The following is a 20,487-nucleotide window of genomic DNA, read 5'->3' as shown; positions in this document are numbered from 1 at the left end:
CTAGAACAGTTCAGGCGGTCACTGAGGAGGGTGACGCTGGTTCTAGTCTGCGAAAGAACCTCACCAAAGGACAGAGTGGAAGAGGATAGCTCCACACAAGATAATGCGAAGACCACAGGGGAGGATGTATATGCGCAAGTCATGGATTGCACTGAGTCTTTTTGTCGCTGTTGCGGCCATGCCCGTCCTTGCCAAGGACCCTCAGATTGTCCCAGACATGGAGCACGCCGACTTTGGGGCGTATCCACCAGATGTAGAGGGGCTTATCAAAGCCTGGGCAGAAACCAGCCTCAAGGATCCCGAGTCCGCCCGGTACGTCCACTTCTCGAAGCCACGGAAAGAGTGGGCCGTTGCTGAAAAGCATCCCATCTATGGCTATTCGGTCTGCGCATCAATCAATGCGAAGAATGGTTATGGCGGCTATACCGGCGCCCAGACTTGGTGGTTCTTCATTCAGAACGGAAAAATCATTCGCAACCAGAACACGGACGAAGACCGGAACCTTCTCGGGCTCGTCATTCCGGGTAAGCGCATATCCATAGACCATGATGTGAATTGCGATGACGGGGATGCGCCCATGGCCGCTAGCAACTAAAAGGAAGCATGAGTGTGGGCTTGCTCTATCGGATGCTCAATAAAACCAAGCGCGTGGATTTCGACAGGGAGCAAAAGTCGGAGTTTGCGTTCTTCAATGGCCACTTCCAGCACTTCTTAAACCTTCAGCATTTGATGCTGACGATGGGCAAAGATGTGGTCGAGTTTGACGACGACCAACAGAAGCTTCGGTATCTCTACTTCATTCTCGGCGCCGCAGACCGTTTGTCTCGTGGTATGGAAGACCAGCAACGGGCGCTTGTCTGGTGGGGCGGGGTCGGGATTGCGCAGGGTACGGTCCTGTTCAAGGACCACGGCAAAGGGTACGCGGAGCTCAAGCGTTACGGAGACGCATCGAACGCTGAGCTTTACAACGCGGGCAAGAGGGGATGGGAGGCTCTTGGCATCTACTACAAAGCCATGAGCAATGATAAGACACCGGAAGATGACCACCAATTTCAACATTCTGGCCACATGCTGGTCGGTGTTGTTCGGGGCTACTAACCCATGTCACTCACTCAGATGCAACTCATCCAGTCCCTGGGCGATGCGCTTGCCTGGTTGGAGCGAGAAATCAATTGGGGAGTAAAGGAGACGGAGCTCCGCCATCTGTGTGGCCGCATCGGTGAGCTCTATGCCTGCGTTGTCACCAACGGCCAGCTTGCTTTGACCGTCAACGAGAAAGGATATGACGTGCGCTCAAAAAGTGGCGAGCGCATTTCTGTCAAGACCACGGCCATGATGGGCAGTGCGGGCCACGTCACTTTTACAGCGAACACTCTCCAGTTCGTGGACCGCGTAATGGTCTTCCGCGTCAATGGAGAGGAGCGAGAGGTTGAAATCCTCTTTGATGGCTCACTCGAAGAAGCCAGGCTCTTGATGAAAGCGAACGGTAATGGCGGCTTTGACATTGCACTATCCAAGTTCAAGCGAGAGCGAAAGGCGGGCTCCGATGAAATTCCTGTGGCCCGCTTTGGCAAGATTGGTGAGTGCGTCGTTCGTGAGCTAGAGAGTGGAACCATCGAGGTTTTCCACCATGGCAACCTGGTCGTTCCGGCCAAACCGGAGCTTCGAAAATTGGCCGCGACCCTTGGTGTGAGCACGAAGAACGGAAACGGCAACGAGTACAACACCCGCCAATTGGGTGGCGTTGTCATCGAAACTTTGCAGGCCCGGGAAGGGCAATGAAGAAGGTGACGGCAACAGTCACCCTCTATCAGGCAGGCATGCGACGGGGCCACCCAAACAGCTATCCCCACCGTTATTCAGCACCCCGAAAAAGAAACAGATAGGCCACCTGTCCGAGCCTATACCTATGCCCTGCGCCTGAATGGCGTCACGTTTGCACCACTCTTCAACCCATCCAGATAGTTGGCCCAAGCCTGCATAACCTCTCGCCGTTGCTCCCGGAATTTGACGCGGGCATAAGCTGCCTCCACCTCGTCTTTCGGAGCATGAGCAAGCTGTGCCTCCAAAACGTCCACATCGATACCAAGGCGTTCCCGGCCAAGGGTACGCAATGAGGCGCGGAACCCATGCGTAGTGTGCTCACCCTGAAAGCCCATTTCCCGAAGCGCCTTGCTTAATGCATCGCGGCTTAGATGCGGCGTCATCTGACGAGCTTGCGGAGGGAAGACGTACTCCCCTCCCATGTTTCGCTCGTGCATCTCTCGCAGCACAACGAGGGCTTGCTCCGGCAGTGAGGTACTGTAGTCCTGCCCGGTCTTCATACGGTTAGTACCATCTGGATTCTTGCCCGGTATCCTCCACTCTCCAGCATCAAGGTCGATTTCTGACCACCGGGCACTAGCAACCACGCCGGAGCGCATCGCGGTCAATGCTGCAAGGATTAACGCGGCACGCACAACGCGATTCTCATAACGATCAATGGCGCGCATGACTTCACCTAACTTGCTGTCATCGTCCGTCACCGCTGGCATGTGGCCACTACGGAAAGACGGAAGTATCCGCGCCAACCTGAGAGAGCTTTCATCAGGTCTCAACCCCTCATTGATGGCATGGTCAACGATGCTGCCAACGTACTGGCGCGCCTTTCGAGCAAGCTGCGGCGTGTCCGATGACATGGCGAGCAACACCGGACGAACATCCTTGGTTTCAAGCGTCCGCATATCCATATCCCCGAGCTTGGGCACGAGGTACGAGTTCACTACCAACAGTGCTTTACGGTAGGTTTCGACCGCCCAACTAGAACGCTTCTCGGACAACCAGCGGCTCGAAACAGATTGGAAAGATGCACGTTGCGTATCGGCCTGCGCCTGTGTCTCTGCTAACTGTTCAGCACCCTCGGCAGCAATGACCTGCTGCTGTGCCTTGCGCATACCTGCGGTGATCTTCCCCTGCCCAGCTTCTCGCAGCACCTCAATGGCACGCACGCGAGCGTCAGCAAGTGACATCGCGGGATAGTGGCCAATAGTTGCTGGCGCGGGGCGTGACCCATCCGGTAGGCGATAGCGCACTGACCAAGTCTTTCGGCCTGCTGGGCTCACCAACAGTGACAGCCCATTGCCATCGGCCAAGGAGTACGCCTTCTCAGCAGGCTTGGCTTTGCGTACCTGAAGCTCAGTCAGCGGGTCGGCGAGGCGTGGCATAACGAGGGACCAATTTGGGTATGAATGGCAAGATCATGCCCAAAATCATACCCAAATGTCCAAGACCCCCTGAGCAGAGGTGAGAACGCCAGATACAAAAAACCCCGGAAAACCGGGGCTTAGTGCAGATCAGGAGATCGCGTGAGACATCCTGAAACTTCGATTGGTGCCCAAGGGGGGACTCGAACCCCCACGCCTCTCGGCGCTACCACCTCAAGGTAGTGCGTCTACCAATTCCGCCACCTGGGCAGGTGTCTTACTTAGTTTTTCTTTGCCGGTTCCGTCGCTGCCGGCACATCACCTGCGGGCTTGGCCGGAGCCGTTGCCGCGGGGACGTCGCCCTGCGCCGACTTGGTGGCCTGCGGGATTTCCGCGTTGGCCGGTGCGGCGGGCTGCGCATTCTGCGTTGCTGCCGGCTTATTGGCAACCCCGGACATCACGCCCAGATCGCTGCCGTTACTGCTCTGCGGTGCACCGTGGTGACCGAGATACATACCCATACTGAGGCTGAGCACGAAGAACAACGCCGCGAGCACAGCCGTGGTACGGGTAAGGAAGCTGGCAGAGCCGCGCGCACCGAATACCGTGGCAGACGCGCCGCCGCCGAAGCCGGAGCCTGCGTCCGCGCCGGCACCGCGCTGCATCAGAATCAGCACGATCATCGCCGCGGCGATCAAGATGTAGAAAACGCTGAAGATGACGAACATGGTTGTCTTAAGAGTCCGTAGCGCTTAGTGCGCCGCAGCGCAGATTCCCAGGAAATCGGCAGCGGCCAATGAGGCACCCCCGACCAACCCTCCATCCACGTCCGACTGCGCGAACAATTCCGCAGCATTCGTCGCTTTGACACTGCCGCCGTAAAGCAGCCGGGTCAGACGGGCAATCATAGCATCTTCTTTTGCGAGTTGGCTACGGATGAACGCATGAACGTGCTGCGCCTGTTCTGGCGTGGCGGTATGGCCGGTGCCAATGGCCCATACGGGCTCATAGGCGATAACGGCGGTATCGAACGCGGCGATGCCGTTCAATTCGATCACGGCCTTGAGCTGACGGGCCACCACGGCTTCGGTGAGGCTGTTTTCGCGCTCGGCCAGCGTTTCACCCACGCAAAGAATGGGGGTGAGGCCACCAGCGCGGGCTGCCGCAAATTTGCGGGCGACCTGCTCGTTGGTTTCGTGGTGATACTGACGACGCTCCGAATGGCCCACCAGTACCCACTGCGCGCCGGTATCGGCCAACATGGCGGCAGAGACCTCGCCCGTGTAGGCACCCTGCCCCAAATGCTCGCTCACGTCCTGGCCACCAAAACCGAGGCCGGAACCGACATGTTGCGCAGCAAGTTCACCCAGGTACGGAAAGGGAGGAAACACGGCGACGTCGATGGAAGACGGCAATGCGGCAACAATGTCGCCCACCAGTGCGGCCGCCATGCTGCGGCTGCCATGCATCTTCCAATTGCCGGCGACGAGTTTCTTGCGCATATCCCTGATCCGTTGCGTGTAAACCCGAAAGCTTAGCGAGCGACCATGCCACTGGCAACGCACGACTGACAAACCCTTGCATTCACGGCAAAAATCGACAGCACCACAAGGAGACCACTTGATGACGCCAGCCCGCCCATTGACCCTGATCACGGGTGCCTCCGCCGGTATCGGCGCCGCCTTTGCCCACGACCTGGCCGCGCGCGGCCATGACCTGGTGCTGACGGCTCGCCGGGTGGAGCGGCTTGAGGCCTTGGCGCAGGCACTGCGGGACAAGCATCAGACCACCGTGACCGTGCTGCCCGCCGACCTGGCCGACCCTGCCGCCGTGCACCAACTCTGCGACGCCCTGGAGGCGCGTGGACTCAAGGTGGACTGGCTGGTGAACAATGCAGGCTATGGCGTGCCGGGTACGTTCGAGGCCAATGACTGGGCCGTGCACGAGGCTTTTATCCGCGTGCTGATGACCGCCCCGGCGGAATTGGCCTGGCGCCTGCTGCCCGGCATGCGTGAACGGGGCTATGGCCGCATCATCAATGTGGCCTCACTTGCAGGCCATGTACCCGGCTCGGCTGGGCATACGTTGTATGGGGCGAGCAAGGCTTATCTGATCAAGTTCTCGCAATCACTCGCGCTCGAGAACCAGCATCTTGGCGTGCACGTCTGCGCGTTGTGCCCGGGCTTCACCTGGTCGGAATTCCACGATGTCACCGGCACGCGCGAACTAATGAACAAGCTACCGGGCTTCATGTGGCAAACGGCTGAAGTGGTGGTGCGCGAAGGCCACGATGCCGTCGAACGTGGCGACGTGGTGCATGTGACCGGCGGTGTGAATCGCTCCATCAAGGCGCTGGTGAAGTTGCTGCCGGATCGGTTGACGTTGTGGTTGTCGGCGCGGGAGTCGAAGCGCTACCGCGCGCTGGGAGATGCGGCGTAGTGCTAGTTGGCTTGGCGGTCGCAAGTTAGCGTATCACCCACCACCAGCTCACCCTTGCGCTCGACTTGCCAGTCGATGCGCAAGCGGTTTGGCGCGATGCGTACATAGACGAAGCGCTGCGCGGGCGTTACTTCGGGTGCGGAGACCCACACCAACCCTTGGTCACTCCAGCCTGTTGAAGTGAAGATGCGCGCGCCGCCAAAGCTGTCGAGGATGGTGGCGTTGTAGTGGCCTGATTTGGCGTCGTAGCCCCATGCTTCGATGGCGTGATAGAGGGCTGAGGGCGTGGTGTCATCGTGGTGTTTGATGAGGGCCTTGCCGCTCATATCTGTTTCAAAGCGGATGTTGGAATCGATGGTTTTGCCGCTGGCGGGGAATACGCCGTGGCAGGTCCAGTGGCCCAACAGGTCGGCGTATTCGCGGAAGGGATCGTCGGCGGCTATGGCGGTGCTGCTGCAGGATAGGAAGGCGAGCAGAAGGATTGGGGAGAGGCGCATCGCTGGCTCCTTGCGAGTGGGGGGGAGCGTAGCGGTTGGAATAGTTTGGGGGATGGATCGGAAGTCATGGGCGCTTCCGCAAGCACCCGCCCCTCACCCCGGAGGGGAGAGGGAGAAGTGGGGTGCATCGCGCAATCCATAACTAACGACGAAGCGAGTGACTGCCTTAAGTCCTCTTCGCGATGGCGCGTTGCGGTGTAGCCGACACGCGTGTCGGACGATCGTGACGATCCGGGCTTCGCGGACGCCAAGGCTCGTATTAGTCACGACGCTACGACGACCTCGCTCTGAAGGCCATTTTCTTTGGGTTACTTTTCTTTTGGGCCAGCAAAAGAAAAGTGACTCGGCCTTCGGCAGAAGGTCGAAACGCCCGCCGCGTAGGCGGCACGCTGGCGGTAGCGCCACATTCAAGGCCAAGAGCCAAGTCACTGGATCCCTGCCTTCGCAGGGATGACGGTGAGGGAAACATTCGTTCTCGCAAGCACCAGCCCCTGCAGACGCTCTGCGCGCTTCGCGCTTGTCCCGCTTCCGCGGGGATGACGGTGAGGGGGACACGCGTGCTCGCGAGCACCCACCCCTCACCCCAACCCTCTCCCCGGAGGGGAGAGGGAGATGGGCATCGCGTTATATCAGCTTGATCTCACGCAAACGCTGCAGCAGATACTCGTGCGAGGTGATGCTGGTGTCGTAGCGACTCGGGTTTTCCGCCGAAACCGTCTGCGGCAGCGGATCGAGCGCCACGTCCGGATTCGGATGCAGGAAGTACGGAACCGAGTAGCGCGGCTTGCGCGCGTTCTCGTTCTGCGGATTCACCACGCGATGCGTGGTCGACGGATACACATGGTTAGTCAGGCGCTGCAGCATGTCGCCGATGTTCACCACGATGGCATCGCCTTCGGTGGTGATGGGCAGCCACTCGCCTTCGCGCGTGAGCACTTCGAGGCCCTCGGCGCTGGCGCCCACCAGCAAGGTGATGAAGTTGATGTCTTCATGCGCACCCGCGCGCACGTTGGGAATGTTTTCCTCGGTGATTGGCGGGTAGTGGATCGGGCGCAGGATGGAGTTGCCCTGGTTGATCTTGTCGTCGAAGAAGTGCTCAGGCAGGTCGATGTGCAACGCCAGCGCGCGCAGCACGCGCGAGCCGAGCTGGTCGAGTGCTTCGAACAGGCCGTAACCGTTCTTCTTGAAGTTCTCTACTTCGGTCGGCCAGATGTTGGGCGGCATCACGTCGGCAAACTTCGAGTCGCGCGGAATCTCGCGGCCCACATGCCAGAACTCCTTGAGGTCGGCGTGCTTGCTGTCCTTGGCGGTTTCCACCTTGTACGGCGTGTAGCCGCGAGCGCCGCCGCTACCGGGCACGTTGTACTTCAGCTTGGTTTCGGTGGGCAGGGCGAAGAACTGCTGGAACGACTCGTAGGCGCCGTCAATCAGTTCGCGCGGAATGCCGTGGCCGCTGATGCAGCAGAAACCGAATTCTCGATAGGCGTTGCCCAGTTCGGCAACGAAAGCGGCGCGGTCGGTGTCGTAACGACGGATGTCGAGGGTAGGAACTTTCTTCATGGCGGGTCCAGGTGTGCCTGCGGTCCATTTGTCTACCGCCACCGCGGGGGCGGGCACGTCGGGCCAATCCTTGGCGACCTGGGTTGTAGGGCCGGTATCAGCAGTGCTGGGCCGGCCCTGACAGGCTCACGAGCGTTCAGCGCTAGATTTTACGACACCTGCGAGCTGTTCGGCCAACTGGCGCACTTCTGCCTCGTCCGCGGCCTCCACCGTGACGCGCACCAGGGGCTCGGTGCCGGAGGCGCGCAATACCACGCGGCCCCGCCCCGCCAGGGCCCGTTCGGTCTCTGCCAAGGCTTCGCGCACGGGTTCGCTGTGCAGGGCTTCGCGGGCGCCATTGGCGCGCACGTTGATCATCACCTGAGGCATTTTGTGCAGACCCTCGCGCGCCTCAGCGAGATCCTTGCCGGCATAAGACAGGGCTTCGAGCACGGCGAGTGCGGAGACAATGCCGTCGCCCGTGGTCGCACGATCCAGGCACAGGATGTGGCCCGAGGTTTCTCCGCCAAGGTTGCCGCGATGCTCCTTGAGCTGCTGCAACACGTAGCGGTCGCCGACATTGGCGCGAATCAGTTTGACGCCGAGAGTGCCCAGTGCCAGCTGCAGGCCGTAGTTGCTCATCAGCGTGCCGACCACGGGGCCGAGCAGCATGCCCTGGGTGTGCCAGGCGTTGGCGAGCACATAGAGCAGGTCGTCGCCATCGGCAAGCTTGCCGTGGCGGTCCACCATCTGCACGCGATCGCCGTCACCATCAAACGCGATGCCGATATCCGCACCCTGCTCCACCACCGCGCGCTGAAGTGCTTGCGGGTGGGTGGAACCGACGTCGCGATTGATGTTGAAGCCGTCGGGCTTGTCGCCCATGGCAAACACTTGCGCGCCCAGCTCGGTGAAAACCTTAGGGGCTACCTGATACGTGGCACCGTTGGCGCAGTCGAGCACCATCTTCAGCCCACGCAGGTTGAAGTCTTCGGAGACGGTGGATTTGCAGAACTCCGCATAGCGCGTCACCGCATCGGCAACGCGAATGGCCTTGCCCAGTTGCTCCGACGGCACGGTGGTGAATTCGAGATCCAGCTCTTGCTCAATGGCCAGCTCCACCTCGTCGGAAAGCTTTTCGCCGTTGGCGGAGAAAAACTTGATGCCGTTGTCGTGATGCGGATTGTGCGAGGCGCTGATGACAATGCCTGCGTCTGCACGCAACGAACGCGTAAGAAATGCCACGCCGGGCGTCGGCATCGGGCCAAGCAGCGCGACATCGGCGCCCGCGGCCACGAGGCCCGCCTCCAGCGCGGATTCGAACATATAGCCCGAGACTCGGGTGTCCTTGCCGATCAGCACTTTCGGTTTTGGATGGCCATAGCGCGCGAGCACCACGCCTACTGCGCGCCCCAACCGCAGCATGAAGTCTGCGCTGATGGGCCACTGGCCCACCATGCCGCGAATGCCGTCCGTTCCGAAATACTTGCGTTGCGTCATGTTCAACTCCAGGCACTCGCGTTTCGTCGCGGCGCCGCATCCTGCGAAAGTGTTTATTCGTCGTCCGGCCAACGTGGTGCGGCGGGTTTGCTGTCGCGGCGTACCGGCGTGTCGCCTGCCTGCACGGCATGCCATACGGCCAAGGCATCCACGGTAGCGGCCACGTCGTGTACGCGCACCATGCGCGCGCCACGCTGAACGGCGATCAGCGCCGCGCCGACCGACCCGGCCACACGCTCGGCAGGCACTTGCCGGCCGGTCATGGCGCCGATCATCGATTTGCGCGACAGCCCTGCGTACACCCCGCTGCCAAGGTTGGCAAACTGCTCCAGCGCGCGCAGCAGGGCCAGGTTGTGTTCGAGCGTCTTGCCGAAGCCGAAACCGGGATCGACCATGACTTTGCGACGGTCGATACCGGCCAGCTCGCAGGCGAACAGACGGTCGGTGAGGAAACGATGTACGTCGCCCACCACGTCGTCGTAGTGCGGCTCATTCTGCATGCTGCGCGGCTCGCCCAGCATATGCATCAGGCAGATCGGCACGCCCAGTTCGGCGGCTGCGTCCAGGGCACCCTCGCGCCGCAAGGCATAGACGTCATTGATCATGCCTGCGCCGGCCGCGACCGCCGCGCGCATGACTTCAGGCTTGGAGGTGTCGATGGCCAGCGGCACCGTGGTGCGAGCGGCCAGCTGTTGCAGCACCGGCACCACGCGGCGCAGCTCTTCTTCCAGCGGCACGTCTTCGGAACCGGGGCGGGTGGACTCGCCGCCGATATCGAGCATGTCGGCACCCTCTTCCACCATGCGCAAACCATGCGCCACCGCTTCCTCCACCGTGGCATGGGTGCCGCCGTCGGAGAACGAGTCGGGGGTGACGTTGAGGATGCCAACCACACGTGGCCGGTCCAGCCGCAGAGGCCGGCCGGCACAGTCGAGCACGGGAGCAAACAGATCAGTGGACATGGCAACTCCCGTGGACGCGTGAGGTGGTGTCAGGACTCGCCGCTCAGCGGCCCCATGAACTGGCGGTAGTAGCGCAGCTCATCGATGGAATCGCGAATGTCCGACAACGCCGTGTGCGCCGACTCCTTCGCAAAGCCCTTGCCGATGGCAGGCGCCCAGCGGCGTGCCAGCTCTTTCAGCGTGGAAACGTCGAGATTGCGATAGTGGAAGTAGCGCTCCAGGCGCGGCATCTGGCGATGCAGGAAGCGACGATCCTGGCAGATGGAGTTACCGCACATCGGCGATTTGCCCAGGGGCACCCACTCTTTCAGAAACTCGAGCGTGGCGCGCTCGGCCGCTGCATGGTCGTCGGCGGACGCCACCACCTGATCCCACAAACCGGATCGGCGATGCTGGTTGCGGTTCCATGCATCCATGCCCTCCAGCCGCTCCAGCGGATGGCGTATCGCGAACACCGGACCTTCGGCCAGAATGCGAAGGTCCTTGTCAGTGACAATGGTGGCGATCTCGAGGATGGAGTCGTTGTCCGTATCGAGCCCGGTCATTTCCAGATCGATCCAGATCAGATTGTCTTCGTTCGCTAGGCTCATGCGCCCTCCTGGACGCGCAGTCTACCATCCGGGCCGCAGAGCCTGTTCACGATTTCTCCATGGCCCACACGGGGGAAAGCGCGAACCGGCTCTCCAGCATCCATGACCGGGATGGGCATGCGATGATCCCCGGCATGCAGACCTTCTTTTGGCATGACTACGAAACCTTCGGGGCCGATCCCTGGCGCGACCGTCCGGTGCAGTTTGCTGGCATTCGCACCACGATGGAGCTGGAGATCGTCGGCGAGCCGGTGATGTTTTACGGCAAGCCGCCGCGTGAAATGCCACCCCACCCAGAAGCCTGCCTGATCACGGGCATCACCCCACAGCAGGCCGAGCGCGAGGGTGTGATCGAGGCCGACTTTGCCGCACGCGTGCATGAGCAGCTAGCCCAGCCCGGCACCTGCGGGGTGGGTTACAACTCGCTGCGCTTCGATGACGAAGTAAGCCGGCAGCTGTTCTATCGCAACATGTTCGAACCCTATGGCCGCGAGTGGGAGAATGGCAATTCGCGCTGGGACCTGATCGACCTGGTGCGTATGTGCCAGGCGCTTCGCCCCGAAGGCATCGAGTGGCCCAAGCGCGAGGACGGCACACCGAGCTTCAAGCTCGAGCACCTGGCTGCCGCCAATCACCTGAAACAGGAACGCGCGCACGATGCGCTGTCGGACGTGTATGCACTGATCGATCTGGCGCGATTGATCCGCGTGCGCCAGCCGCGCCTATGGGATTGGTATTTCGGGCTGCGTCGCAAGCAGCGTGTGTTCGAGATGCTGGATGTGGCTGCCATGACACCGGTGGTGCATGTCTCGTCACGTTATCCGGCTAGCCGTCATTGCCTGGCCGTGGTCGCGCCGCTGGCCGCGCATCCGACCCGGCCTGCGGAGGTCATTGTCTACGACCTGTCGAGCGACCCTTCCGACCTGCTGGCATTGAATGACGAAGAGATCGCCGACCGTGTGTTTACTTCGCGCGCCGATCTGCCTGAAGGGGTCGAGCGGATTCCGCTGCGCACCGTGCGCGTCAACCGAGCGCCCGCGCTTGCCCCGTTGTCTGTTTTGAAAGGCGTGGACCTGGAACGACTGCAGCTCGATCTCGATCAAGTGCAGGTGCACCGCGACATGCTCGCTTCGGCAGAAGGGCTGGCCGCCAAGTTGCGCCGCGTGTTTCAGCGCGCCGCCGACCTGCCGCCACCGGCAGATCCGGAGCTTGCCCTGTACGGTGGGTTCCTGCCCGATGCCGACAAGCGCCTGCTCGCCGATATTCGTGCCACGCCGCCAGAGCAATTGGGGCAGCGGGACTTTCCGTTCCGTGACGCGCGTTATCCGGAGCTGCTGTTTCGTTACCGCGCACGCAACTGGCCGGAAACGCTGAACCTCGACGAGCAGGCGCGCTGGCAGACGTTCTGCCGCGACCGCCTGACTCGCCCGACGCCGTTGACTCACTTGACGCTGGACGACTACTTCGCCCGCATTGTTTCGTTGCGTGCGGACATCACGGATCAACACAAGCTCGGCATCCTCGACCAGCTGCAAGCCTGGGGCGAGCTGCTGGCCACTGACGTCGCCCCACTTACCGCCTGACCACCCATCTCATGGCCAACACTTACTTCTCAGCTGCTACATTCCGTTTCCTGCGCTCACTCGATCGCAACAACAGTCGCGAATGGTTTCAGGCCCACAAGGCGGAATACGAGCGCGACGTGCGTGATCCTTTCCTTGCGTTGATCACGGATCTGCAGGCGCCGCTGACAAAAATCAGCCCGCACTACCGGGCCGACCCGCGCAAGAGCGGCGGCTCGCTGTTTCGCATTTATCGCGACACGCGCTTCTCCAACGACAAGCAGCCCTACAAGCCGTGGCAAGGTGCGCGGTTTTTCCACGAACGTCGGCATGAGATTCCGGCACCTTCGTTCTACATCCATATTCAACCGGGCGACTGCTTTGCCGGTGGTGGCATGTGGCACCCGGAATCCGATGCGCTCAAGCGCATCCGCGCGTTTCTTGCGGACAATCCGGAGGCATGGAAGAAAGCGACGCGTAGCAAGGCCTTTCGCGACCACTTCCAGTTCTGGGGTGAATCGCTAAGCCGGCCGCCGCGCGGGTTTGATTCGGATCACGAGTTAATCGACGATATCAAGCGCAAGGATTTTGCCTGCGGCGAGGGCTTTGACGAGAAGCTGGCCTGTTCTGCCGAGCTGCTGCCGTGGCTGGTAGAGACGTACAAGCGCGTGGCGCCGATGATTGATTATTTGTGTGCAGCGCAGGAACTGGATTTCTGAGGGCGAAGACATTTCTGACGGTGCAGAAGACGTTCGCACCGTCTCGCTCGTCATTCCGGCGTAGACCGGGATGACGTTGCTGGGGACGGCGGCATTCTCGCGGTGTCGTTAGCCCAATTACGGCTTCAGCGCCTCAACTCGCTTCATCAATCAACCGCAGCCCCGGCCGCTGCTTCGCCAACTTGCGCAGCAGCACCGCGAAATTCTGCAAATCGGCATGCCATGGCGAGGCTTCACGCCAGTACAGCGCAATCTCGCGCCCAGGCGCCTGCCCTTTAAGCTTGGCGAGCACCACGTTGGGCATGGAAGCAAGACGGTCGTGTGCCAGCGCTGGTACCAGCGCGTAGCCGCCACGCAACTCCACGAGTGCTGCGAGACTTTCCAGGCTTACGTCCTGCACGTGCGCGCCACCGAGCACATCGTCAGCATGGCTTTCAGTCATAAGCGTGGCGTCGCAGGCTTCCAACTGCTCCAACCCCACGGTGCGCTTGCCAGCAAGCGCGTGATCGGCGCGGAACATCACTTCCCACGGCTCGAAAAACAGCGGGCGCATGGCAACACCACTGACCGGTGCTACGCGAGGCGCAAGCACGGCATCCAGCTCGCCCTCGTTCAAGCGCCGCAGCAAGCCGCGCGGCTTGCCTTCGGACAAACTCAGACGCGTGCCCGGAAAGTGTTGTGGAAACGGCGCAATCAGATGCGGCAGCAAATACGGACCAAGCGAAGCGGGGACGCCCAGTCGCAACTCGCCTCCGAAAGCGACCTCGCCAGCACGCGCTACTTGCTGAAGGTGATCCGCAGCAGATAGCACCGCATCGATCTGCTCCAGCAAGCGTTGCCCGCCCGCCGTTGGAACAATGCGACGACCACCTCGCTCGAACAACGGCGCACCGAGCGCCTGCTCCACCTTCTGCACCTGATGCGAGAGGCCCGACGGACTGATGTGCATCGCACGCGCGGCGCTGTTGAAGCTGCCGTGGCGACGCACCGCCTGCACCAGCATCAGGTCGCGAAGAGAGACTACCGAGAGGTGGGGGGAAATCATCCGCGGGGTGCTGGCCTGGCTTGTGACGGGCGCAAGCATAAACGACAGCAGGCGGTAAGGCGTTGTCTTTTGGGCTATCCGCCCTCGATCAGATCTCGCTTGGCCTTTCTTGTAGGAGCGCACTTGTGCGCGACAACCGGGCGGAACGGTTGGACGCGGCGTCGCAGTCGCCCACAGGGTGGGCTCCCACCGAACTCCCGGTGCCTTGCCGCGTCCTGTGGGAGCGCACCCTGTGCGCGACAAACCAACGGAGCGGTGGAGCCGATAGTCTGCGGTCGCGCACGAGTGCGCTCCTACAAGGGGACCTCAGTCGGCTCGACAGCAGCCAGTGAGGCGCTGCCTTTGGACGAACCATCATCGATCCGGTCCGGCACCGCTCTTATGTAGGAGCGCACTTGTGCGCGACAACCGGGCGGAGCGGTTCTACGCGGCGTCACAGTCGCCCACAGGGTGGGCTACCACCGAACTCCCGGTGCCTTGCCGCGTCCTGTGGGAGCGCACCCTGTGCGCGACTAACCAACGGAGCGGTGGAGCCAATAGGCTGCGGTCGCGCACGAGTGCGCTCCTACAGGGGCGATGTCAGTTGTTTAGACGCGACATCGGGCAAAAAAAGAAGGGCGGCTTGCGCCGCCCTTCCCTTGCCACCTTGCGGTGACTTACCGCTTTCAGGCAGTGACGGTGTTGGCCACGTCCTGGTAGTCGGCGATCTGGTCAAAGTTCATGTACTTGTAGATCTTCTCGCCATTGGCGTTGATCACGCCGATGTCCGCCATGTACTCCGCCTTGCTCGGGATCTTGCCCAGACGCGAGCAGATCGCGGCCAGCTCGGCCGAACCCAGGTACACGTTGGAGTTCTTGCCCAGACGGTTGGGGAAGTTGCGGGTGGAGGTGGAGAACACCGTGGCGCCCTCACGCACCTGCGCCTGGTTGCCCATGCACAGCGAGCAGCCCGGCATTTCCATGCGTGCGCCGGCGGTGCCAAGCACGCCGTAGTGGCCTTCCTCGGTCAGCTGTTGCTGGTCCATCTTGGTCGGCGGGGCCACCCACAGCTTGGTCGGGATGTCGCGCTTGCCTTCCAGCAGCTTGGATGCTGCACGGAAGTGACCGATGTTGGTCATGCACGAACCGATGAACACTTCGTCGATCTTGGCACCGGCCACGTCGCTGAGCGTCTTCACGTCATCCGGGTCGTTCGGGCAGGCCACGATGGGCTCATGCACGTCGGCCAGGTCGATCTCGATGACGGCGGCGTACTCGGCGTCGGCATCACCCTTGAGCAGCTGCGGGTTGGCCAGCCACGCTTCCATCGCTTTGATGCGGCGCTGCAGGCTGCGCGGATCCTTGTAGCCCTGCGCGATCATGTACTTCAGCAGCGTGATGTTGCTGGTCATGTATTCGATGATCGGCGCCTTGTCGAGGTGCACCGTGCAACCGGCAGCGGAACGCTCAGCCGACGCGTCGGACAGCTCGAACGCCTGCTCCACCTTGAGGTTCGGCAGACCTTCGATTTCGAGGATGCGGCCGGAGAAGATGTTCTTCTTGCCCTGCTTGGCAACGGTCAGCAGGCCCTGCTTGATGGCGTACAGCGGGATGGCGTTGACCAGGTCACGCAGGGTGACGCCCGGCTGCAGTTCGCCCTTGAAGCGCACCAGCACGGATTCCGGCATGTCCAGCGGCATCACGCCGGTGGCGGCGGCGAAAGCCACCAGGCCCGAGCCGGCCGGGAACGAAATACCGATGGGGAAGCGCGTGTGGCTGTCGCCGCCGGTGCCGACGGTGTCGGGCAGCAGCATGCGGTTGAGCCAGCTGTGGATCACGCCGTCGCCCGGACGCAGCGAGATACCGCCACGCGTGCTGATGAATTCCGGCAGCGTGTGGTGGGTCTTCACGTCCACCGGCTTCGGGTAAGCGGCGGTGTGGCAGAACGACTGCATCACGAGGTCGGCCGAGAAGCCCAGGCAAGCCAGGTCCTTCAGCTCGTCGCGGGTCATCGGGCCAGTGGTGTCCTGCGAACCCACCGAGGTCATCTTCGGCTCACAGTAGGTACCCGGGCGCACGCCCTGGCCTTCCTGCAGACCGATAGCGCGGCCAACCATCTTCTGCGCCAGCGTGTAGCCCTTGCCGGTATCGGCCGGCTGCTGCGGCAGGCGGAACAACGTGGAAACCGGCAGGCCCAGCGCTTCGCGCGCCTTGGCGGTGAGGCCACGGCCGATGATCAGCGGAATGCGGCCACCGGCGCGCACTTCGTCGAACAGCACGTCGGACTTCACCTGGAACTCGGCGATCACTTCGCCGTTCTTCAGCGCCTTGCCTTCATACGGGCGCAGCTCGACCACGTCGCCCATCTCCATGCTGGAGACGTCGAGTTCGATCGGCAGCGCGCCGGCGTCTTCCATGGTGTTGTAGAAGATCGGGGCGATCTTGCTACCCAGGCACACACCGCCGAAGCGCTTGTTCGGGATGAAGGGGATGTCTTCACCGGTGAACCACAGCACCGAGTTGGTGGCGGACTTGCGGCTGGAGCCGGTGCCGACCACGTCACCCACGTAGGCGACCAGGTGACCCTTTTCCTTCAACGATTCGACGAAGGCGATGGGGCCGCGCTTGCCGTCTTCTTCCGGCTGGAACGGTGCGCCATCGCGCTTGTTCTTCAGCATGGCGAGTGCATGCAGCGGGATATCCGGGCGCGTGGTGGCGTCCGGAGCCGGCGACAGGTCGTCGGTGTTGGTTTCGCCCGGCACCTTGAACACGGTGATGGTGAGGCTTTCCGGCACTTCCGGCTTGCTGGTGAACCACTCAGCATCAGCCCAGCTCTGCAGCACGGCCTTGGCGTTGGCGTTGCCCTTGTCGGCCTTTTCCTTGACGTCGTGGAAGGCGTCGAACATCAGCAGCGTGTGCTTGAGCGCGTTGGCGGCAACCGTGCCGATCTGCGCGTCGTCGAGCAGCTCGATCAGCGGGTGGATGTTGTAGCCGCCCAGCATGGTGCCCAACAGCTCGGTGGCCTTCTCGCGCGAAATCAGCGCGCACTTCTCGGTGCCGAACGCCACAGCCGCCAGGTACGAGGCCTTGACCTTGGCCGCATCGTCCACGCCAGCCGGCACGCGGTTGGTGATCAGATCGACCAGGAAGGTTTCCTCGCCTGCAGGCGGGTTCTTCAGGAGTTCGATCAGCTCGGCGGTCTGCTGGGCCGACAGCGGCAGCGGCGGGATACCCAGCGCGGCGCGCTCGGCGACATGTTGGCGGTAGGCGTTAAGCATGTGGTCTCGTCCGGTGAACTTGAACAAAGAGGCAGCGAGCGGTTGCTTGCGCAATCGCAGCGGAGATCGCCCGGGGGGATGGTTCCGCGTGGTCGCTACCGGCGCTCGACAAGGCGTAAAACCTTGTCACGATGCCGTTTTTGGCGGCATCTCAGCCCGCTATTTTGCCAGCCGGGACCCAACTGCCGCAACGCAAGACAATGCTTCCGTCAGCGTTCGAAATCTTGCAAGGCGAATGTGGCGCAATCCCCATTCGGGTCTCTTGCGCACCCCAGCGTTTGCCCCAAACTGGCAGGCATCCCCACCGGGAAGCAGCGGCTTTTGCAATTCCTCTCACGTTTCGTGCCGTAGGATCCCCAGGCTACGTCATCGTGCGTCGCCAGCCTCAAGCAACAGGAGTTAGCCCCATGCTGGATTCATTCGCCACCCGCGACACCCTTACCGTCAACGGCAGCCCCTACCAGATCGCCAGCCTGACCAAGCTCGGTCAGCGCTTTGACCTCAAGACCCTGCCCTTTTCGCTGAAGATCCTGCTCGAAAACCTGTTGCGCCACGAGGACGGCGTCAACGTCACCGCCAAAGAGATCGAAGCGGTGGCCAACTGGAACGCCAAGGCCGAGCCCGATACCGAAATTGCCTTCATGCCCGCCCGCGTGGTGCTGCAGGATTTCACTGGCGTGCCCTGTGTGGTCGATCTGGCCGCCATGCGCGATGCGGTGGTGAAGCTGGGCGGCGATGCCAAGCAGATCAACCCGCTGGCGCCGGCCGAGTTGGTGATCGACCACTCGGTGCAGGTTGACGTGTACGGCTCTGAGTCGGCGCTGGAGAAGAACGTGGAGATCGAGTTCCAGCGCAACCAGGAGCGTTACTCGTTCCTGCGCTGGGGCCAGAAGGCGTTCGACAACTTCAAGGTAGTACCGCCGCGCACGGGCATCGTGCATCAAGTGAACCTGGAGCATCTGGCTCGTGTGGTGTTCACCGCGCAGAAGGATGGCAAGCAGTGGGCCTACCCGGACACCGTGTTCGGCACCGACTCGCACACCACCATGATCAATGGCATCGGCGTGCTGGGCTGGGGCGTGGGTGGCATCGAGGCCGAAGCAGCCATGCTGGGGCAGCCTTCGTCCATGCTGATTCCGCAGGTGGTGGGTTTCAAGCTCACGGGCAAGCTCTCTGAAGGCGTTACCGCGACCGATCTGGTACTCACCGTCACCCAGATGCTGCGCAAGCTCGGCGTGGTGGGCAAGTTCGTGGAGTTCTTTGGTGATGGCCTCAAGCATCTGCCGCTGGCCGATCGCGCCACCATCGCCAACATGGCACCGGAATACGGCGCAACGTGCGGCATCTTCCCGATCGATCAGGAGGCGCTGAACTACCTGCACCTGTCCGGCCGCGACGAAGCGCAGATCACACTGGTGGAGAGCTATGCCAAGGCACAAGGCCTTTGGCATGACGAGAACGCGGTGGAGCCACGCTTTTCCACCACGTTGGAACTCAATCTGGCCGACGTGAAGCCCTCGCTGGCCGGCCCCAAGCGCCCGCAGGATCGCGTGCTGCTGGAAGGCGTGCAAAAGAGCTTCCAGGATGCCGTGGGTCCGCTCACTGCCAATCGCAAGCCGAGGAACGGTGATACCGCCAACTTCGCCAATGAAGGGGGGGCCACCGCCATCGGCAACCCCGCCAACGACATTACCGATAGCGGTGTGCGTGTGGAGAAAGACGGCCACGCCTTCAAGCTCGGCGATGGCGCCGTGGTGATCGCGGCCATCACCTCCTGCACCAACACCTCCAACCCCGCCGTCATGCTCGGCGCGGGCCTGGTGGCCAAGAAGGCGGCCGCCAAGGGCCTCAAGGCACAGCCGTGGGTGAAGACTTCGATTGGTCCCGGCTCGAAGGTGGTGAGCGACTACCTGGAGAAGACCGGCCTGCTGAAGGAGCTGGAAAAGGTCGGCTTCTTTATCGTCGGTTACGGCTGCACGACATGCATTGGCAACTCGGGTCCGCTGCCCGCGGAAATCAGCAAGGGCATTGCTGAGGGTGACCTCGCCGTGGCGTCGGTGCTGTCGGGCAACCGCAACTTCGAAGGCCGCGTACATCCGGAAGTGAAGATGAACTACCTGGCCTCACCGCCGCTGGTGGTGGCCTACGCGCTAGCCGGTACGCTGGACATTGACCTGACCAAGGATGCACTGGGCACGGGCAGTGACGGCAAGCCGGTGTATCTGAAGGATATCTGGCCGAGCAACAAGGAAATCTCCGACACCATCGCCGGCGCGATCAATCCGCAGATGTTCGAGAAGAACTACGCCGACGTGTTCAAGGGCGACGACCGCTGGAACCACATCGCCTCGCCGGATGGCGCCGTCTACAAGTGGGACGACTCCACCTACATCAAGAACCCGCCGTACTTCGACGGCATGAGCAAGGAACCGGGCACCATCGAGGACGTCCACGGCGCCCGCGTGCTCGGATTGTTCGGCGACTCCATCACCACCGACCACATCTCACCGGCGGGCTCGATCAAGAAAGACAGCCCGGCGGGCCGCTTCCTGATCAGCAAGGGCGTGGAGGTGAAGGACTTCAACTCCTATGGCTCGCGTCGCGGCAATGACGATGTGATGGTGCGTGGCACCTTCGCCAACATCCGCATCAAGAACCTGATGCTCAACGGCGTCGAGGGCGGCTACACGCTTTATGTGCCGAGCGGCGAACAGATGGCCATCTACGATGCAGCCATGAAGTACAAGGCCGACAAGACGCCACTGGTCGTGCTTGCTGGCAAAGAGTACGGCACCGGTTCGTCACGCGACTGGGCCGCCAAGGGCACCTTGCTGCTCGGTGTAAAGGCGGTGATTGCCGAGAGCTTCGAGCGTATTCACCGTTCCAACCTGGTCGGCATGGGCGTGCTGCCCTGCCAGTTCCAGGATGGCCAGAACGCGCAGTCGCTCGGCCTGACCGGCAAGGAGACGTTTGACATCACCGGCCTGGACGGTGGCGAGTCGAAGACGGCCAAGGTGGTTGCGACCGGCGAAGACGGCAAGAAGAAAGAGTTCACCGTGAAGGTGTTGCTGCTGACGCCGAAGGAACGCGAGTTCTTCCGTCATGGTGGCATTCTGCAGTACGTGCTGCGTCAGCTGGCGGCGAAGAAAGCCGCCTGAGAGTAATGCCTGAAAAGAAGACGCCACCTTCGGGTGG

17 protein-coding genes and 1 tRNA gene are annotated in these 20,487 nt (G+C 61.9%); 7 read left to right on the top strand and 11 right to left on the bottom strand.

The features are described 5' to 3' along the window. The first annotated feature begins 130 nt into the window (after window positions 1-130). The 3 genes from AC0GUR_RS08285 to AC0GUR_RS08275 are packed head-to-tail and all read left to right on the top strand — an operon-like array spanning window position 131 to window position 1,782. Window positions 131-595, top strand: coding sequence for a hypothetical protein (locus tag AC0GUR_RS08285; RefSeq protein WP_472876985.1), 465 nt, complete (start codon window positions 131-133; stop codon window positions 593-595). A gap of 8 nt (window positions 596-603) precedes the next feature. Then, window positions 604-1,098 (top strand): hypothetical protein, encoded by a 495-nt coding sequence (locus tag AC0GUR_RS08280; protein WP_472876984.1) that lies wholly within the window; start codon window positions 604-606, stop codon window positions 1,096-1,098. Between the two features lie 3 nt (window positions 1,099-1,101). Further along, window positions 1,102-1,782 (top strand): DUF6998 domain-containing protein, encoded by a 681-nt coding sequence (locus AC0GUR_RS08275; RefSeq protein WP_472876983.1) that lies wholly within the window; start codon window positions 1,102-1,104, stop codon window positions 1,780-1,782. Between the two features lie 125 nt (window positions 1,783-1,907). Here AC0GUR_RS08275 and AC0GUR_RS08270 read toward each other — a convergent pair whose 3' ends face one another. From AC0GUR_RS08270 to tpiA, 4 genes are all read right to left on the bottom strand, one after another. Next, window positions 1,908-3,203 carry a tyrosine-type recombinase/integrase gene (locus AC0GUR_RS08270; RefSeq protein WP_472876982.1) on the bottom strand — a complete coding sequence of 432 codons (1,296 nt, stop codon included), beginning with the start codon at window positions 3,201-3,203 and terminating at the stop codon, window positions 1,908-1,910. Between the two features lie 164 nt (window positions 3,204-3,367). Beyond that, window positions 3,368-3,452 (bottom strand) — tRNA-Leu (locus tag AC0GUR_RS08265). An 11-nt stretch (window positions 3,453-3,463) separates the two neighbouring features. Continuing rightward, window positions 3,464-3,910: a preprotein translocase subunit SecG gene (secG, locus tag AC0GUR_RS08260; protein WP_472876981.1), complete on the bottom strand. Its 447-nt coding sequence runs from the start codon at window positions 3,908-3,910 to the stop codon at window positions 3,464-3,466. A gap of 24 nt (window positions 3,911-3,934) precedes the next feature. After that, on the bottom strand, window positions 3,935-4,684 hold the full coding sequence (gene tpiA, locus AC0GUR_RS08255; RefSeq protein ID WP_472876980.1) for a triose-phosphate isomerase: 750 nt from the start codon (window positions 4,682-4,684) through the stop codon (window positions 3,935-3,937). 121 nt (window positions 4,685-4,805) lie between these two features. Between tpiA and AC0GUR_RS08250 the strand changes: the two genes are divergently transcribed. Then, complete coding sequence (locus tag AC0GUR_RS08250) at window positions 4,806-5,621, top strand: SDR family NAD(P)-dependent oxidoreductase (protein ID WP_472876979.1); 816 nt, start codon at window positions 4,806-4,808, stop codon at window positions 5,619-5,621. Between the two features lie 2 nt (window positions 5,622-5,623). Here AC0GUR_RS08250 and AC0GUR_RS08245 read toward each other — a convergent pair whose 3' ends face one another. The 5 genes from AC0GUR_RS08245 to orn all read right to left on the bottom strand — a co-directional run bounded on the left by AC0GUR_RS08245 (window position 5,624) and on the right by orn (window position 10,709). Beyond that, window positions 5,624-6,118, bottom strand: coding sequence for a hypothetical protein (locus tag AC0GUR_RS08245; RefSeq protein WP_472876978.1), 495 nt, complete (start codon window positions 6,116-6,118; stop codon window positions 5,624-5,626). A gap of 624 nt (window positions 6,119-6,742) precedes the next feature. Next, entirely contained in the window at window positions 6,743-7,678 is a 936-nt protein-coding gene (locus AC0GUR_RS08240) for an isopenicillin N synthase family dioxygenase (RefSeq protein ID WP_472876977.1), read from the bottom strand. Window positions 7,679-7,804: 126 nt separating this feature from the next. Further along, entirely contained in the window at window positions 7,805-9,157 is a 1,353-nt protein-coding gene (glmM, locus tag AC0GUR_RS08235; RefSeq protein ID WP_472876976.1) for a phosphoglucosamine mutase, read from the bottom strand. Window positions 9,158-9,210: 53 nt separating this feature from the next. Beyond that, window positions 9,211-10,119 (bottom strand): dihydropteroate synthase, encoded by a 909-nt coding sequence (gene folP / locus AC0GUR_RS08230; protein ID WP_472876975.1) that lies wholly within the window; start codon window positions 10,117-10,119, stop codon window positions 9,211-9,213. A 29-nt stretch (window positions 10,120-10,148) separates the two neighbouring features. Continuing rightward, window positions 10,149-10,709: an oligoribonuclease gene (gene orn / locus AC0GUR_RS08225; RefSeq protein WP_472876974.1), complete on the bottom strand. Its 561-nt coding sequence runs from the start codon at window positions 10,707-10,709 to the stop codon at window positions 10,149-10,151. Window positions 10,710-10,843: 134 nt separating this feature from the next. Here orn and sbcB point away from each other — a divergent pair, with 134 nt between their 5' ends. Beyond that, a complete protein-coding gene (gene sbcB, locus AC0GUR_RS08220) occupies window positions 10,844-12,292 on the top strand; it encodes an exodeoxyribonuclease I (protein WP_472876973.1) in 1,449 nt (482 codons plus the stop codon). Between the two features lie 11 nt (window positions 12,293-12,303). Next, window positions 12,304-12,990, top strand: coding sequence for a DUF2461 domain-containing protein (locus tag AC0GUR_RS08215; RefSeq protein WP_472876972.1), 687 nt, complete (start codon window positions 12,304-12,306; stop codon window positions 12,988-12,990). Window positions 12,991-13,123: 133 nt separating this feature from the next. On the opposite strand, the gene AC0GUR_RS08210 is transcribed toward AC0GUR_RS08215, so the two are convergent. Together AC0GUR_RS08210 and AC0GUR_RS08205 are read right to left on the bottom strand one after the other, a co-directional pair. Beyond that, window positions 13,124-14,035, bottom strand: coding sequence for a LysR family transcriptional regulator (locus tag AC0GUR_RS08210; protein ID WP_472876971.1), 912 nt, complete (start codon window positions 14,033-14,035; stop codon window positions 13,124-13,126). Window positions 14,036-14,700: 665 nt separating this feature from the next. Continuing rightward, window positions 14,701-17,292, bottom strand: a complete 2,592-nt coding sequence (locus AC0GUR_RS08205; protein WP_472876970.1) for a bifunctional aconitate hydratase 2/2-methylisocitrate dehydratase — start codon at window positions 17,290-17,292, stop codon at window positions 14,701-14,703. Between the two features lie 407 nt (window positions 17,293-17,699). Between AC0GUR_RS08205 and acnA the strand changes: the two genes are divergently transcribed. Then, on the top strand, window positions 17,700-20,450 hold the full coding sequence (gene acnA / locus AC0GUR_RS08200; RefSeq protein WP_472876969.1) for an aconitate hydratase AcnA: 2,751 nt from the start codon (window positions 17,700-17,702) through the stop codon (window positions 20,448-20,450). Window positions 20,451-20,487 lie beyond the last annotated feature (37 nt).

It is taken from the genome of Dyella sp. PARNA 12/25 (assembly GCF_055702865.1).
Note: the sequence above shows the minus strand (reverse complement) of the source record. Positions and strands in the feature narration are given on the sequence as shown.